This window comes from Corynebacterium sp. MSK218 (assembly GCF_030232655.1).
In the GTDB taxonomy this organism is placed as follows: Bacteria; Actinomycetota; Actinomycetes; order Mycobacteriales; family Mycobacteriaceae; genus Corynebacterium.
This window is the reverse complement of record NZ_JASPGN010000007.1, coordinates 43,412-58,218: the sequence shown is the minus strand read 5'-3', so window position 1 is coordinate 58,218 and position 14,807 is coordinate 43,412. Positions and strand designations below refer to the sequence as shown.

The 14,807-nt window shown below is 62.7% G+C and carries 14 protein-coding genes; 7 read left to right on the top strand and 7 right to left on the bottom strand.

Going from position 1 to position 14,807, the window contains the following annotated elements; translation table 11 throughout:
- Positions 1-12 precede the first annotated feature (12 nt).
- Positions 13-540: a TetR/AcrR family transcriptional regulator gene (locus tag QP922_RS07170; RefSeq protein WP_284808610.1), complete on the bottom strand. Its 528-nt coding sequence runs from the start codon at positions 538-540 to the stop codon at positions 13-15.
- Complete coding sequence (locus QP922_RS07165; protein ID WP_284808609.1) at positions 524-2,026, bottom strand: MFS transporter; 1,503 nt, start codon at positions 2,024-2,026, stop codon at positions 524-526. The genes QP922_RS07170 and QP922_RS07165 overlap by 17 nt, the downstream gene beginning before the upstream one ends.
- A 172-nt stretch (positions 2,027-2,198) precedes the next feature.
- Here QP922_RS07165 and QP922_RS07160 point away from each other — a divergent pair, with 172 nt between their 5' ends.
- On the top strand, positions 2,199-3,944 hold the full coding sequence (locus QP922_RS07160) for a pyruvate dehydrogenase (protein ID WP_284808608.1): 1,746 nt from the start codon (positions 2,199-2,201) through the stop codon (positions 3,942-3,944).
- A gap of 66 nt (positions 3,945-4,010) precedes the next feature.
- Here QP922_RS07160 and QP922_RS07155 read toward each other — a convergent pair whose 3' ends face one another.
- Positions 4,011-5,300 carry an MFS transporter gene (locus QP922_RS07155; protein WP_070673446.1) on the bottom strand — a complete coding sequence of 430 codons (1,290 nt, stop codon included), beginning with the start codon at positions 5,298-5,300 and terminating at the stop codon, positions 4,011-4,013.
- 80 nt (positions 5,301-5,380) lie between these two features.
- On the opposite strand from QP922_RS07155, the gene QP922_RS07150 reads away from it, so the two are divergent.
- The 3 genes from QP922_RS07150 to QP922_RS07140 all read left to right on the top strand — a co-directional run bounded on the left by QP922_RS07150 (position 5,381) and on the right by QP922_RS07140 (position 8,452).
- Complete coding sequence (locus QP922_RS07150; protein ID WP_070673445.1) at positions 5,381-6,154, top strand: MerR family transcriptional regulator; 774 nt, start codon at positions 5,381-5,383, stop codon at positions 6,152-6,154.
- Between the two features lie 132 nt (positions 6,155-6,286).
- Entirely contained in the window at positions 6,287-6,991 is a 705-nt protein-coding gene (locus QP922_RS07145) for a response regulator transcription factor (RefSeq protein ID WP_046649284.1), read from the top strand.
- Positions 6,992-7,003: 12 nt separating this feature from the next.
- Positions 7,004-8,452: a sensor histidine kinase gene (locus QP922_RS07140; protein WP_284808605.1), complete on the top strand. Its 1,449-nt coding sequence runs from the start codon at positions 7,004-7,006 to the stop codon at positions 8,450-8,452.
- Here QP922_RS07140 and QP922_RS07135 read toward each other — a convergent pair.
- Positions 8,449-8,874, bottom strand: coding sequence for an HIT family protein (locus tag QP922_RS07135; protein ID WP_039676546.1), 426 nt, complete (start codon positions 8,872-8,874; stop codon positions 8,449-8,451). The genes QP922_RS07140 and QP922_RS07135 overlap by 4 nt on opposite strands.
- A 34-nt stretch (positions 8,875-8,908) precedes the next feature.
- Between QP922_RS07135 and purD the strand changes: the two genes are divergently transcribed.
- Both purD and purB read left to right on the top strand, forming a co-directional pair.
- Entirely contained in the window at positions 8,909-10,183 is a 1,275-nt protein-coding gene (purD, locus tag QP922_RS07130; protein ID WP_284808604.1) for a phosphoribosylamine--glycine ligase, read from the top strand.
- Between the two features lie 19 nt (positions 10,184-10,202).
- Positions 10,203-11,642 (top strand): adenylosuccinate lyase, encoded by a 1,440-nt coding sequence (purB, locus tag QP922_RS07125; protein ID WP_239189002.1) that lies wholly within the window; start codon positions 10,203-10,205, stop codon positions 11,640-11,642.
- A 153-nt stretch (positions 11,643-11,795) separates the two neighbouring features.
- Here purB and QP922_RS07120 read toward each other — a convergent pair whose 3' ends face one another.
- The 3 genes from QP922_RS07120 to QP922_RS07110 are packed head-to-tail and all read right to left on the bottom strand — an operon-like array spanning position 11,796 to position 13,878.
- Entirely contained in the window at positions 11,796-12,239 is a 444-nt protein-coding gene (locus tag QP922_RS07120; RefSeq protein ID WP_284808599.1) for a hypothetical protein, read from the bottom strand.
- The gene (locus tag QP922_RS07115) at positions 12,149-13,063 is read right to left on the bottom strand and encodes a S1 domain-containing protein (protein ID WP_284808597.1); all 915 of its coding nucleotides are present in this window, start codon (positions 13,061-13,063) and stop codon (positions 12,149-12,151) included. The genes QP922_RS07120 and QP922_RS07115 overlap by 91 nt, the downstream gene beginning before the upstream one ends.
- Entirely contained in the window at positions 13,063-13,878 is an 816-nt protein-coding gene (locus QP922_RS07110; RefSeq protein ID WP_284808596.1) for a serine/threonine protein kinase, read from the bottom strand. Before QP922_RS07110 ends, QP922_RS07115 begins: the two co-directional genes overlap by 1 nt.
- Before the next feature lie 66 nt (positions 13,879-13,944).
- Here QP922_RS07110 and QP922_RS07105 point away from each other — a divergent pair, with 66 nt between their 5' ends.
- Positions 13,945-14,802: a phosphoribosylaminoimidazolesuccinocarboxamide synthase gene (locus QP922_RS07105; protein ID WP_204099554.1), complete on the top strand. Its 858-nt coding sequence runs from the start codon at positions 13,945-13,947 to the stop codon at positions 14,800-14,802.
- The last annotated feature ends 5 nt before the right edge of the window (positions 14,803-14,807 follow it).

The following is a 14,807-nucleotide window of genomic DNA, read 5'->3' as shown; positions in this document are numbered from 1 at the left end:
CTCGGCCTCACATTATTTGGAGAGGTGGCTGAGTGCGGCGTCGATAAGCGCGCGGCGCCGGCGCGGCGGCAGGGCGCGCTCGGTGAGGTGATCGTGCACCCAAAGCCCGTGCGCAATGACCGACGCCAACAGTACGGACTCGTCGGCCGTGGCGGGGTCAGGGAGCCAGCGCTTATCGACGTCCCTCCATACCTCCTGAAAGTCCGGATGCGACTGCGCGTGGATGGACATGAGTAGCTCAATGAGCGGGTCATTCTTGCCCATTGATTCGATGGCCGCGCGGTAGCGTTGACGTTCCGTGAGTTGGTCTGCGGTTTTGCCGCCGGAGAGGTGGATAAGTTCCTCTTCCCAGCGCTCCGCGCACAGCGTATGGCAGTCAATGAGCAGTTGATGCCGGGTAGGGAAGTGGTAGATGAGTCCGGACTTGCTGATGCCGGTAGCCGTGGCGAGGGAATCGTAGGTCAGCGCATGCATGCCGTCCTTCTCGATGATGATGAGCGCCATTTCTAGCGCTTCGATCTTTTTACTGATGCGCGGCATTGGCACCTCCAGACTTTGGGTTGTTGCGGAAACACCAGCCGGTCACCGCGGCGAAGAGGAGCATCACCACGGCGAGCCCGGCGGCGGTGCTGAGGTAGGCGTGGGTATAAGCGCCGGAGGATAACTCGACCAGCTCCGGTGTGTATAGCGCCTCCATGCCGAGCTCCTGGATGTCTTCAGGCAGGCCGCGCGTGAACAGCAACGGCACGAGCGAGCCCGTTACCGCGATGGAGAGCAGCGTGCCGAATTCATAGGAGACCTCTTCTACGCCTGCGGCCATGCCGGAGCGCGATGCTGGTGCCGCGCCGATGATGGCGGTGGAGGATACCGACATGACAAGGCCCGCGCCGATGCCGGTGAGGAAGAGCCCCGCCATATAGGCCGGGAAAAGTTCGCGGTGCCCGCCCCATACCGCGCAGCTGATGCCCCCGGCCATGAAGAGGAAGCCGCCGGCAATAATCGGCAGGAACCCCCAGCGGTGCAGGTTCGCGCCACCCAGTGCCGACATGGGCAGTGCAGCGAGCGCGATGATGGAGATGATGAGCCCGGCATGCAACGGTGAGTACAGGTCTACGAGCTGAAGTTTTTGGGTTGTGGTCATCTCCAAGCCCGCCATGCCGAACATGGCGCCTGCCGCTGCCAGTACGCCTCCCGTGAAGATGGGGGAGCGGAAGATGTCGAAGGTGAGGAGGGGATCCTCCAGTGTGTCTTGGCGGCGCGTGAACAAAACGGTGCCCACAAGGCAGGCAGCAAGCGCCCCGCCGATGAGCATGGCGTTGAGGTGGGAGCTCGCCACAGACTTGATAACGAGCACGAGGGACGCCAACGTCACCAGCGCATACAGCGAGGACAGGGCATCCCAGTGCTTGGCTGGATTCGCCACGTTCGGCGGGGCCAGAAACGCAGTGAGCACGAGCGCGATGATGACGATGGGCACGTTGACCAAGAAGACCGAGCCCCACCAGAAGTGCTCCAGCAGGAAACCGCCCACGGTAGGACCAGCCGCTGCACCAACGACGGCAATCGAGCCCCAAATACCAATCGCAGTGTTGCGCTCAACCTCATCCTCGAAGGTCAGGCGGATAAGCGCCAGAGTGGCCGGCATCATGACGGAAGCGCCGAGCCCCAGAAAGGCGCGGGCAGCGACGAGCTCCCACGCGCCGGGAGCGAGGGCTGCCGTCAACGAAGCAACACCAAAGATCCACAGACCAAGGACAAACATTCGGCGATGCCCAATTTTGTCACCCAACGTGCCGGTACCTAGCAGCAGGCCGGCGAGCATGAGTGCATAGGCGTTGATGATCCATAGCTGCTGCAGAGAAGTGGCGTGGAGTTGCTCGGAAAGCTCCGGAAGGGCGGTGTAGAGAATCGAGTTATCCAGACCGATCATGAGCAGGCCCAAAGAAACGACGCCAAAGAAGGTCCAGCGGCGCGTGGCGGAGGTGCGGAGGGCGTCGGTAGGCGCGGTGGTCTGTGTATTTGTCATGCTGCGAAACTCTAGCGAACGGTCGTTACAGTTTCAATACCGCAAGGAGGAATTTGTTGTTGAGGTCACAAAGGAATTCTTACGTGAGAATCCAGCTTTAATGTGGCGAAACCGCTCCGGGTAGAGCAACACTGGGGTCCTGTTCACAACAAACGTTAGAGAGGAAGACTTCATGGCACGCACATACGCTGCACAACTCGTCGAGATGCTCGAGGTCCAAGGCGTCGAGCGCATTTACGGCCTCGTGGGTGACTCCCTTAACCCCATCGTGGATGCGGTGCGCCGCTCCTCCATCGAGTGGGTCCACGTCCGCAATGAGGAGGCCGCCGCCTTCGCCGCGGAGGCGGATTCTCTCACCACCGGCAAGCTGGCCGTGTGCGCTGCCTCCTGCGGCCCGGGTAATACTCACCTTATCCAGGGGCTTTACGACGCCCACCGCAACGGCGCCAAGGTCCTCGCCATTGCTAGCCACATCCCATCGCGCCAGATCGGCTCAAAGTTCTTCCAGGAAACCCACCCGGAGGCCATCTTCCAGGAATGCTCCGGCTACTGCGAAATGGTGAACTCTGCGGAGCAGGGTGGCGTTGTCTTGCACCACGCCATCCAGTCCACCATGGCGGGCAACGGGGTTTCCGTCCTCGTTATCCCTGGTGATGTCTCCATGCAGGAGGCAGAGGATGACACCTTTACGTCCTCGGCTATCTCCGCGGGCCGCCCCATTGTCTACCCGGACCCGGCTGAAGCCGCTGCCTTGACCCAGGCCATTAATGAGGCCAAGACCGTCGCCCTCTTCGTCGGCGCCGGTGTGAAGAACGCCCGCGAGCAGGTCCTGGCTCTCGCGGAAAAGATCAAGGCACCCATCGGTCACGCCCTGGGCGGCAAAATGTACATCCAGTACGACAACCCCTTTGACGTCGGCATGTCCGGCCTCCTTGGCTACGGTGCCGCCCACGAGGCTACCCACGACGCCGACCTGCTTATCCTCTTGGGCACGGACTTCCCGTACAACGACTTCCTGCCGGATGCCAACGTGGCGCAGGTCGATATCGATGGCTCCCACATCGGCCGCCGCACCCGCATCAAGTACCCGGTGACCGGTGACGTAGCCGCCACCATTGAGAACATCCTGCCGCACGTTGATGAAAAGAAGGACCGCTCCTTCCTCGACAAGATGCTCAAGAAGCACTACGACAAACTGGAGCACGTCGTTGAGGCCTACACCTCCGGTGTAGACAAGCACACCCCGATTCACCCGGAATACATCGCGGACCTCATCGACAAGGAAGCCGACGAGGATGCCATCTTCACCGTCGATACCGGCATGTGCAACGTGTGGGGCGCGCGCTACATCACCCCAAATGGTCAGCGTGAGCAGATCGGATCCTTCCGCCACGGCACCATGGCTAACGCCTTGCCGATGGCTATCGGTGCCCAGGCCGCGAACCCGGGCCGCCAGGTCATCAGCTTCTCCGGTGACGGTGGACTCTCCATGCTCATGGGTGAGCTGCTCACCGTGAAGCTGCACAACCTGCCGCTGAAGACCGTCGTCTTCAACAACTCCTCCCTCGGCATGGTCAAGCTAGAGATGCTCGTTCAGGGCCTCCCGGAGCACGAGACCGATCACGAGCACGTGAACTTCGCCCAGATTGCAGAAGCTGCAGGTATCAAGCACTTCCGCATCGAGGATCCGAAGGACGCGCCGCGCCTCATCAAGGAGGCGTTGGCCTACGAGGGCCCTGCGCTTATCGACGTCGTCACCGACCCCAACGCCCTGTCCCTCCCACCGACGCTCACCTTCGAGCAGCTCATGGGCTTCTCCAAGGCTGCAACCCGCACTGTCTTCGACGGCGGCGTGGGCCAGATGCTCAGCATGGCGAAGTCCAACCTGCGCAACATCCCGCGTCCGCAGGACTTTTAATGTGTCGGCGTTAAGCGCCGCACATTAAAAGGGACCCACACCCTGCGGTTCCACCCCGCGAAAGCGTTATGCCTTCGCGGGGTCTTTGACTGGGATGAGGACCAGCGCGCCAACGAGCAGGACCAGCCCAATGGCGAGCACGCCTCCCCGATCTCCCTGCCCGAGCAGGGAAACGAAGACGCCAAAGAGGAAGGGCGTCAACCACGCCACGGCTCGGCCGGTCGTGGCGTAGAGGCCAAACATCTCGCCTTCGCGCCCCGGCGGGGCCACACGCGCCAAGAAGCCGCGGGCGGAAGCCTGGGCAGGGCCTACGCAGAGACACAGGATGAGCCCGCAGATCCAGAAGGCCGTCGGCCCCTGCGCCACGAACATGATGCCGGCCATGAGCGTCAAGATAGCCAGGCAGGTGAGGATGATGGCTTTGGGCCCCACGTGGTCGTCGATAAGCCCGCCCGCCACCGCGCCCAGCGCGGCGGCAACGTTGGCGGCAACACCGAAGATGAGGACGTCGCCAGGTGAAAGGCCATAGACGGACACGCCCAGCACGGCGCCGAAGCTAAACACCGCGGACAGGCCATCGCGGAAGATGGCAGAAGCGAAGAGGAAGGCAAAGGCGTTGCGGTCCTCCCGCCACAGCGTGTGCACCGTGCGCCATAGCTCCCGGTAAGAGGCCGCGAGGCCGCCCGTTCTTTCCCCCGACGGTGCAATCTCCGGCACGCGTAGCAAGACAGGAATGGCAGACAGCCCAAACCACGCCGCAGCGAGCAGTGCCACGAGCCGAATATTCCAGCCGCCCTCCGTGGACAGCCCCAGTCCGCCGCCCTCGCCGGAGACGAAGCCGAAGTAGCAGATGAGCAGCAGCACGATGCCGCCGAAATAGCCTGCCGACCAGCCCAGGCCGGATACGCGGCCCACCTTGTCCTCGGTGGCCACCTGGTTGAGTTGGGCAAAGTAGTTGACCTCCGCGAATTGGATGGTCACCGAACCTACCGCTAGGCCGATGAGGCCGAGCCAGAAATACGCGGGCGCATCATTGCGGATGAAGAACAGGTTGGCCATGACCAGGAAGGTCAGCAGCGACCAGAAGCCCAGCGCGCGACGCCGCGTGCCCAACCGGTCAGAGCGCTGCCCCATCACGGGGGTCACCGCAAAGATCACCAGGCCCGCCACCGTCATGGACCACGACAGCCACTGCGCCGGGGTGAACTGCGAGTCAATCTGCTGTCCCACCGAATCGGTGAGATAGACCGAGAAAATAAACGTCACGAGCACCGCGTTGAAGGCGGCCGAACCCCAGTCCCACAGAGCCCAAGCAGCCACGGTGAGGCGGTCAGTGCGTGTCGAGGCTTGCGTCATGCTTCATTATCGTAGGCAAAAACACCTGCCGAGTGGATGGAGTTGCACTTAACGCGACGTGAACTTTTAGGCTCAACGACATGCGTAACGACTACAGCATCGGCGATGTGGCTGGCATTTTGAAAGTCACCACCCGCACCCTGCGGCACTGGGATGACATCGGCCTGCTTAGCCCCCAGTGGCGCACCGGGGGTGATCACCGCCTCTACACCGAAGACGATGTGCAACGCGGGATGGACATCCTGATTTATCGCAGCGTCGGGATTGAGCTGAAAGACATCGCAGTGCTTCTCGACGCCCCCTCGTCCGCCACCCTGCCCCGCCTCCGCGCCCAACACGAGGCCTTGCAGAAGCGGCGAGCCGACGTCGACGCCATGTTGTACGCAGTGGAAAGACTAATTGAGGAGACTGAAATGGATAAGAACCTAAGCCCCAGCCAAAAAGTGCGGAACCTGGGTGACGCATGGCCCCAACTGCAGGAAGAAGCCCACGAGAAGTGGGGAGACAGCAAAGAATGGGCGGCCAGTGCGGCCGTCGCAGATTCGATGGGAAAGAAGGACTGGGAGGAATTCTCAGTGGACCATGAGAACTTTGCGGCCGAGCTAGAGGAAGCCGCGGACGCAGGACTTGAACCGGGCGGCAAGGAGGCGAAGGAGATCGTCGACAAGCACCGCGCCCTCATCGCCCAGTGGTACCCGGTGTCGAGGTCCAAGCAGGTGATCCTGGCGCGCATGTATTGCGAGGACCCGCGGTTTAACGAGACCTACCGCGGTAACGCCGACTATTTACGCCAGCTGATTGAGGCGCAAGCCCAGGCGGAAGGGGTGGATCTGGACAATCTCGCCTGGGACTAGTCGGTTCACAGCGCACGTACAGACTCCGCTCAGTACCCTTGGAAGCCAGAGTGCAATACTTCTCACCTTGAATGAGATATCCCTGGCGCCACCAGGCGTCAGGAGAAGCGGAGAAAGGACCAAAGCGGGACCATGGATGATTCGAAGGACGTCAAGGTACTTGTCGTCGATGACGAGCCCAATATCGTTGAGTTGCTCACCGTCTCCCTAAAGTTTCAAGGTTTCGACGTACACAGCGCCAACTCCGGCAACGAGGCCCTGCGCATCGCGCGTGAGATCAATCCAGACGCTTACATCATGGACGTCATGATGCCGGGCATGGACGGCTTTGAGCTGCTGGGCAAGCTACGCGCAGAGGGCCTCGACGGCCCCGTGCTCTACCTGACCGCCAAGGACAGCGTGGACCAGCGCATCCACGGCCTGACCATTGGCGCGGATGATTACGTCACCAAGCCCTTCAGCCTGGAAGAGGTCATCACCCGCCTGCGCGTGATTCTGCGCCGCGGTAACGCGGTGGATGACCAGGACGGCGACGCCACCATGACCTATGCCGACCTCACCCTCAACGATGACACCCACGAGGTCACCAAGGCGGGGGAGATCGTGGAGCTTTCGCCCACCGAATTCAACCTCCTGCGCTACCTCATGCAGAACCGCGAGGTGGTGCTGTCCAAGTCGAAGATTCTGGACAACGTGTGGCACTACGACTTCGGCGGCGACGGCAACGTCGTGGAGTCCTACATCTCCTACCTGCGTCGCAAGATCGACACCGGTGATACCCCGCTGATCCACACCGTGCGCGGCGTGGGTTATGTTCTGCGCATGCCCCGCTCGTAGGCTGAAGAGAGCATGAGCGATACCACCACCAACAATCAGGCCCCGGTTTCCGGGGCCACTCGTGTGAGCGAGAAGACCCAGCGCCGTCGCATCCAGCGCCCCAAAGCCCTGCCGCTGCGCACGTGGCTGCTCGTGCTCATGGTGCTCGTCTCGGGCATCGGTTTGGCGATGTCCTCGCTGGCGGTCTCGTCGATTATGCGCAATGTGCTCTATACCCGTGTGGACACAGAGCTTAACGACGCCCTCCATTCCTGGGCCAGCAACCTTGACGAAACCTTCTACACCCAGGACCGCAGCCGCCGCCCACCGACGGATTACGTGGCGATTGCCTATTACCCCAACGGCTCCGTGGTCTCCACCGGGCCCATGTCCGCCATCCCCGATGTCCGGGATGTCTACGTCGGCGGCGAACCGATGAGCGTTGCCTCGACGGAGGGCGACACCGAGTGGCGCGCGGTGGCTGCCGTTAAACCCGATGGTTCGGTGGTGGTCGTGGCCAAGGACATGACCACAGAGAACTCTATTCTCAAAGGCCTAGCCATCGTGCAGGTCATTATCGCAGCGGTGGTCATGCTCATCATCGCCATCGTGGGCATGTGGTTCATCCATAGGGCCTTGCGGCCGCTGCGGGTGGTGGAGAAGACGGCGTCGCAAATCGCGGCCGGAAACTTGGACAAACGTGTGCCGGAATGGCCGCTGCATACCGAGGTGGGACAGCTCGCCGCAGCACTCAACGTCATGCTGGGCCAGCTGCAGAATTCCGTCGTCGACGCGCAGGAGAAGGAGCAGCAGATGCGCCGCTTCGTCGGCGATGCGTCCCACGAGCTGCGCACCCCGTTGACCAGTTTGCGCGGTTATACCGAACTGTATCGCTCGGGTGCGACGCAGGATGCGGAGTTCGTGTTCAGCAAGATTGACGCGGAGTCGAAGCGCATGTCTCTGCTGGTGGAGGACTTGCTATCCCTGACCCGTGCGGAGGGCAACCGTTTGGATTTGCGCCAGGTGGACATGCTCGAGTTGGTGCTGTCGGTAGGGTCCTCAGCCCGTGCGGCGTTTGCTGGCCGCACCATCAACGTCAACAACGAGGCCACTGACATCCCCATTGTGGACGGCGACCCAGACCGCCTCCACCAGGTGCTGCTCAACCTCGTGTCCAACGGTATCCGCCACGGCGGCGAGGATGCTGCCGTCACGCTCACTCTCCGGGACGATGAGGAGCACGTGCTTATCGACGTCTCCGATGACGGCAAAGGCATCTCCCCCGAGGATGCCTCCCATATTTTCGAGCGCTTCTACCGCGCGGATACCTCGCGTACCCGAGACACTGGTGGCTCGGGCTTGGGCCTGGCGATTGTGAAGTCGTTGGTGGAGCAGCACGGCGGCTCGATCTCTGTGGAATCCGAGCTGGGCCGCGGCTCCGTTTTTACGGTGTGCCTGCCGAAGGCTAAACAGGCCGACTAGCTGCGCTTGCCTTCCTCATCGGTGCCGAGGTGCTGGCGGATACGTGCTGCGGCCTCGTCCATAGCGGCGGGGTCGGTAGCGTCGGCGGCGAAGGCCTTGGTGAAGTCGTAGTCCTCCATCTTCTCCGCAGGGAAGAGGTGGATGTGGGTATGCGGAACGTCGAAGCCAGCAATGATGTAGCCAGCGCGTGGGGTATCGAAGGCGGTGCTGATGGCGCCGCCGATTTCCTGTGCGATGGCGTTGAGGTGTGCCCAGGTCTCAGGATCCAGATCAGTCCACTTGTCAACCTCCTGCACCGGAACGACAAGGGTATGGCCGTAGCGCAGCGGTTCGATGGACAAAAAGGCGACGCACTTCTCGTCGCGGTACACAAAACGAGCGGGCAGCTCGCCGTTGATGATCTTAGTAAATACAGAAGACATGGCCACTAGGCTACCGCCAGTTAAGATGGACGGCATGCGCATACTCGTAATTGGCTCGGGCGGCCGCGAACACGCCCTGCTCACAGGCCTCAAAGCTGATCCTTCTGTGACTGATCTGCACATCGCTCCGGGCTCCCCGGCGCATACGCAGCAGGCCACGGTCCACCCGGAGTACTCCCAGGTGGATGACCCCGCTCGCATGGTGGAGCTTGCGCTCGACATCGCTGCGGACCTCGTTGTCATTGGGCCGGAGGTCCCGCTGGTCAACGGTGTGACTGATGCCTTGCGGGAGCGTGGGGTGGCGGTATTCGGGCCGTCGGCAAGCGCGGCTCAAATCGAGGGGTCCAAGGCCTTCGCCAAGGACGTCATGGCGGCCGCCGGCGTGCGCACCGCCCGCGCGGAACAGCTCGCCCCCGGCACTGCAGGCGCCGACATTGAGGCAGCCCTCGACCGCTTTGGCCCGCACTTTGTGGTCAAAGATGATGGCCTCGCCGGCGGCAAGGGAGTGGTGGTGACCGAATCCCGCGAGGAGGCCCGCGCGCACGTCGACGCCGTCCACGCTGCCGGCAATCCCGTATTGCTGGAATCCTTCCTCGATGGCCCGGAGGTGTCCCTCTTCTGCTTGGTCGACGGTGAAACCGTCGTCCCGCTCCTGCCCGCCCAGGACCACAAGCGCGCCTACGACAACGACGAGGGCCCCAATACCGGCGGCATGGGCGCCTACACCCCGCTGCCGTGGCTGCCGGAGGATGGCGTGCAGCGCATCGTCGACGAGGTCTGCCTCCCCGTCGCCCGCGAGATGGTTCGCCGCGGCACCCCGTATTCGGGTTTGCTCTACGCCGGCTTGGCATGGGGCAAGGAGGGCCCGGCCGTTGTCGAGTTCAACGCTCGTTTCGGTGACCCGGAAACCCAGGCGGTGCTGTCCCTGCTGAAGTCTCCGCTCGGAGAGGTCTTGAACGCCACCGCCACCGGTCACCTCGCGGAGCTGGAACCGCTGGAGTGGGAAGACGGCTACGCCGTGACCGTCGTGCTCGCAGCTGAGGGCTACCCGGCCTCCCCGCGCAAGGGCGATGTCATCACCTCTTCGGACCTTGAAGACCCCACGAAGATCCTGCATGCGGGCACGGCGACGTCGGAAAGCGGCGTGGTCTCCAACGGCGGACGTGTGCTCAACGTCCTGGGCAAGGGCGCCACGTTGGAAGAGGCTCGCGCCAACGCCTACGACGTCATCCGCCGCATCGAGCTGGACGGTAGCTTCTTCCGGACCGACATCGGTGCCCGCGCGGCGAAGGGCGAAATTAGTATCTAGTGCCCCGCGGCGTGGAATAATGAGCGACGTGGCTGAAAAGAAGAACATTTCCAACGTCCTGTCCGCTCGATACGCCTCCCCAGACATGGCTGAAATCTGGTCTCCGGAGAACAAGATCATCCTGGAGCGCCAGCTCTGGATTGCGGTGATGAAGGCGCAAAAGGACCTCGGCGTCGACGTGCCCGCCGAGGCCATCGCCGCTTACGAGGCGCAGGTCGATAACGTCAACCTCGCCTCTATCGCGGAGCGCGAGCGCATCACGCGCCACGACGTCAAGGCGCGCATCGAAGAGTTCAACGCCTTGGCTGGATTTGAGCACATCCACAAGGGAATGACCTCGCGTGACCTCACGGAAAACGTCGAGCAGCTGCAGATTCTGCGTTCCCTGGAGCTGGTGCGCGATAAGGCCATTGCGGTGGTCTCGCGCATCGGCGAGCGCGCCGCGCAGTACCAGACGCTGGTGATGGCTGGCCGCTCGCACAACGTGGCAGCGCAGGCCACGACCTTGGGTAAACGCTTCGCTTCTGCTGCCGACGAGATGCTGCTCGGCATCGAACGCGTGGAGTCTTTGCTCAGCCGCTACCCGCTGCGCGGCATCAAGGGCCCGATGGGTACCTCCCAGGACATGCTCGATCTCATGGGGGGCTCCGAGGATAAGCTCGCCGCACTGGAGACGCGCATTGCGGACCACCTTGGTTTCTCCCGTGTCTTTAACTCGGTGGGCCAGGTCTACCCCCGCTCCCTTGACTTTGACGCTGTCTCCGCGCTGGTGGAGTTGGGCGCTGCGCCGTCCTCTTTGGCCACGACGATTCGCCTCATGGCCGGCAACGAGACGGTGACGGAGGGCTTCAAGGAGGGCCAGGTGGGCTCCTCCGCCATGCCGCACAAGATGAACGCGCGTTCCTGCGAGCGCGTCGGCGGCTTCCAGGTGATTCTGCGCGGCTACCTCACCATGGTGGCGGACTTGTCCGGCCAGCAGTGGAACGAAGGCGACGTCTTCTGCTCGGTTGTGCGCCGCGTCGCGCTTCCCGACGCCTTCTTCGCCCTCGACGGCATGTTTGAAACCTTCCTCACCGTGTTGGCTGAGTTTGGCGCCTTCCCGGCCATGATTGACCGCGAGCTGGAGCGCTACCTGCCCTTCCTCGCCACGACCCGCATCCTCATGGCGGCCGTGCGCGCGGGCGTGGGCCGCGAAACCGCGCACGAGGTCATCAAGGAAAATGCCGTCGCTGTCGCGCTTAACATGCGCGAGAACGGCGGTGAGCAGGACCTGGTGGAGCGCCTCGCTGCGGATGAGCGCCTCCCGCTCGATGCCGCCGCGCTTGCCGACGCCCTCTCCGACAAGCACGCCTTCATCGGCGCCGCCGAGTCCCAAGTGGCCCAGGTGCTTGGCCGTATCAAGGCCCTCGCGGACCAGCACCCGCATGCCGCCTCCTACACTCCGGGCGACATCCTCTAGCTCGGTACGTTTTCGCACGCAAGCCCTCTAAAAAGTCAATTTTGGGGGCACTATTTACGAAAACGTACCTCGCTGGCCCGGTCCATGTACGTTTCGATCAAATAAGGTTGTCCAGATCGAATTTTCTGGCCCTTATTTGATCGAAACGACCATCTAGTCATTTTCTGTTTTATCCGGCGCGTTGTCTGCGCCCTTCGTCGCAGACTCGATGGCGCCGCGGGTTGTGCCCCAGGCCTGCCGGGCGCGATTGGCTACGGTTTCGCCGGCTTCGGTGGCGCGCTGCTGCGCAACACCAGCGGCTTCGCGGGCGGTGCCGGTGGCTGTCAGCTCGCGGAAGGCATCGAGGTGGCGGACGGGCTCTAAGTCCTCCGTTCCTTCGACGGCCAGGTTGGCTGCATTGGCGAAGTCACGCAGCTGGGCAAAGAAGCGGTTGACCTCCTGCACGGCGCGGGGAGAGTTCCAGTCGATGGCCTTGCGGAACGTCGAGAAGCTGCCCAGCTCATGCGCTATGCCGGCAATCCCCGACAGGCTTTCCAACAACCGCGCCGCGCGCTTCTCGCGTGCCCTGCCAACAGCCGCGACGTAGTCCTCAGACACGTCGCCCTCCACGGCAGTGACGCGGTTGAGCTGCAGTATGTACATCTGGTTCTGCAGCTGTACCGTGCGGGCCAGCTCATATAGCCGAAGCGAGCCTCAGAGTTGGTCTTCTGGAAGGTCTCCTTGACCTTGCCGGGCGAGGTTTTGGATTGCGCCATCCGTTCGGCAACTGCGGTGAGGTGCCGCAAAACTCGGCCTTGCAGTTTGGCTAGGTCGGCGTTGAGGTGCTGTACGGAGGCCCACTGCGTATCGGTAACCTTTTCAGTGCCCTCGAGCACGAGAGCGGCTTCGGCAAGCGTCTCCGCCACGCCGTCGAGCTCGCCCGCCAGCGTGTCCTGCTGGAAGCGCAACACTGCATCGAGCTTCGCATCGATGCGCTCTAAGTAAGTCTGCATCTGCGCCATCTGCTTCTCGACGGCCATCTGCTGCATCATCGACGCCAACACCATCGGCGCCGCAGGCGTGAGCAACCCGGCTTTGTCAAACTTCACGTGCTTGAGAAACACGCCACCGTTGGCAGCCTTCGCCCCGCGAGGGGTGTCCTTCACACGGATGACACCAGCCCGAATATCGCCCGGCTTCATTCCCAAGCGCTTGAGATACGCAGCCGATTCGTCGTCGAGCTTGAGCCACCGTCCCGACTCCTTCTGATAGTCCTCGATGCCGGTGAGCACTTGGCCCGCGCGCTGGAGGAGCTGGGGAGTAATGGGAGAGGAGCCAGTACTGTCAGACAAGCGCTCTAGTTCAGCTGCGGGGCCGAGGACGAGGGCACCATCGTCGCTCACGACGACAGCCAGCTCGTCAGAACGAGGGTCCACTGCCATTAGCCAAGCCCCGGTACACGCAGCACCGGCAGCTCAAAGCCGCCGAAGGCACCGATCGACTTTCCGTTCGAGGCCAGGTAGCCGCCGACCATAATCGCGGTCAGCGCCACCATCACGCCAATGACCGCAGCGCCCGTAGACGAGCTCTTCTCCTGCGTGGTTTCGCCCGGAATAGTCAGCTCCGGAACCTCCTGAATACCCTCTTCCGCGCCGCGTTCGCGCAGCTCAGAAACGCACTCTTCGAAGGCCTGCGACTGAGCCGCGTTGAAAGCGTCGACGGCTTCTTTCTCCTGCGCCTGGTTTTCTGCCAGGGCGGCACGAAGCTTAGGGCTGAAATCGCTACCCGTTGACAGCAGGGGCGCCGGGCCCTTCTCAGAGCGGGCGGCTGCTGCGTTGATGGAATACTCGGCGTCCTCAGGCAGCAACACCGACTCGTCCGCCACGAGTGCTTCCGGAGCAGAAGCACCAACCAAGATGATGAGCATGTCCGCGCCCGTGTAGCCAGCCTTGCCCAGCGCGGCGACCGTCGCTGTATAGCCCGGCGCCTTGCTCACGTCCCGTGAGGTGTACGCCGAGAAGTCCAGCTTCGGGAACTGTGCCTGAATTTGCTCCGAGGTTTCGCGGATGGTGTTGATGTAGCCTTCGCGGACGTCGCGAGCCAGCTCGCGATCCGACGCCGACGCCGACATCGAGCACAGCCACTGGCCGTGGGCGGACTCGCGCACGGAGACGTCGGCTGCGTGCGCAGCGGGCACAGACAGGGCGCCGCACACCAGCGCAGCAGAGGTCACAAGAGAGGTCACGCGAGTGCGCATGGTGGTCTAACTCCTCGGAATAGGGACGTATCTTGATGCAGTGTAGACGGGGCTAGGATGGTTGTCATGCGTCCTGAACTTTCTTCCTACACCCACATCGCCTCCGGCAAGGTGCGCGATATTTATGACATCGACGACAACACCCTGCTCATGGTGGCCTCCGACCGCATCTCCGCCTATGACCATGCGCTGGAACCCGCCATCCCGGACAAGGGGCGCGTGCTCACGGCGACCTCGATGTTCTTCTTCGACGCCATCGATTTCCCCAACCACCTCGCCGGCCCGCTCGATGATGAGCGCATCCCCGAAGAGGTCCTCGGCCGCGCCATGGTGGTGAAGAAGCTCGACATGTTGCCCTTCGAGTGCGTCGCCCGCGGTTATCTCACCGGTTCTGGACTCAAGGAGTACAAGGCATCCGGCAGCGTATGCGGCGTTGAGTTGCCCGAGGGACTCACCGAGGCTTCCCGCCTGCCCGAGCCCATCTTCACCCCGGCCACCAAGGCGGAGCAGGGCGATCACGATGAGAACGTGTCCTTCGACGTCGTCGTGGACAAGCTCGGCCGCGAACGAGCCGAGGAGCTGCGTGAGGCGACCCTACGTATCTATGCCACAGCAGCCGCGTTGGCGGAGGAGAAGGGCATTATTTTGGCGGATACGAAGTTCGAGTTTGGCGTCGATAAGCACGGCACTCTGGTGTTGGCCGATGAGGTCCTCACCCCGGATTCCTCGCGCTACTGGCCGGCCGATACCTATGAGGAAGGCAAGGTCCAGCCTTCCTTTGACAAGCAGTACGTGCGCGATTGGCTCACCAACTCCGGCTGGGACAAGGAGTCCACGCCGCCGCGCCTGCCCGAGGACGTGGTCCAGGCCACCCGCGCGCGCTATGTTGAGGCCTTTGAGCGCCTGTCCGGAACCACTTTTTAAGGAGG

What these genes read in the sequence shown, in the direction of transcription:
- QP922_RS07170 (WP_284808610.1), bottom strand. Translation starts at nt 540, where the DNA reads ATGCCGCGCATCAGTAAAAAGATCGAAGCGCTAGAAATGGCGCTCATC.
- QP922_RS07165 (WP_284808609.1), bottom strand. Translation starts at nt 2,026, where the DNA reads ATGACAAATACACAGACCACCGCGCCTACCGACGCCCTCCGCACCTCC.
- QP922_RS07160 (WP_284808608.1), top strand. Translation starts at nt 2,199, where the DNA reads ATGGCACGCACATACGCTGCACAACTCGTCGAGATGCTCGAGGTCCAA.
- QP922_RS07155 (WP_070673446.1), bottom strand. Translation starts at nt 5,300, where the DNA reads ATGACGCAAGCCTCGACACGCACTGACCGCCTCACCGTGGCTGCTTGG.
- QP922_RS07150 (WP_070673445.1), top strand. Translation starts at nt 5,381, where the DNA reads ATGCGTAACGACTACAGCATCGGCGATGTGGCTGGCATTTTGAAAGTC.
- QP922_RS07145 (WP_046649284.1), top strand. Translation starts at nt 6,287, where the DNA reads ATGGATGATTCGAAGGACGTCAAGGTACTTGTCGTCGATGACGAGCCC.
- QP922_RS07140 (WP_284808605.1), top strand. Translation starts at nt 7,004, where the DNA reads ATGAGCGATACCACCACCAACAATCAGGCCCCGGTTTCCGGGGCCACT.
- QP922_RS07135 (WP_039676546.1), bottom strand. Translation starts at nt 8,874, where the DNA reads ATGTCTTCTGTATTTACTAAGATCATCAACGGCGAGCTGCCCGCTCGT.
- purD (WP_284808604.1), top strand. Translation starts at nt 8,909, where the DNA reads ATGCGCATACTCGTAATTGGCTCGGGCGGCCGCGAACACGCCCTGCTC.
- purB (WP_239189002.1), top strand. Translation starts at nt 10,203, where the DNA reads ATGAGCGACGTGGCTGAAAAGAAGAACATTTCCAACGTCCTGTCCGCT.
- QP922_RS07115 (WP_284808597.1), bottom strand. Translation starts at nt 13,063, where the DNA reads ATGGCAGTGGACCCTCGTTCTGACGAGCTGGCTGTCGTCGTGAGCGAC.
- QP922_RS07110 (WP_284808596.1), bottom strand. Translation starts at nt 13,878, where the DNA reads ATGCGCACTCGCGTGACCTCTCTTGTGACCTCTGCTGCGCTGGTGTGC.
- QP922_RS07105 (WP_204099554.1), top strand. Translation starts at nt 13,945, where the DNA reads ATGCGTCCTGAACTTTCTTCCTACACCCACATCGCCTCCGGCAAGGTG.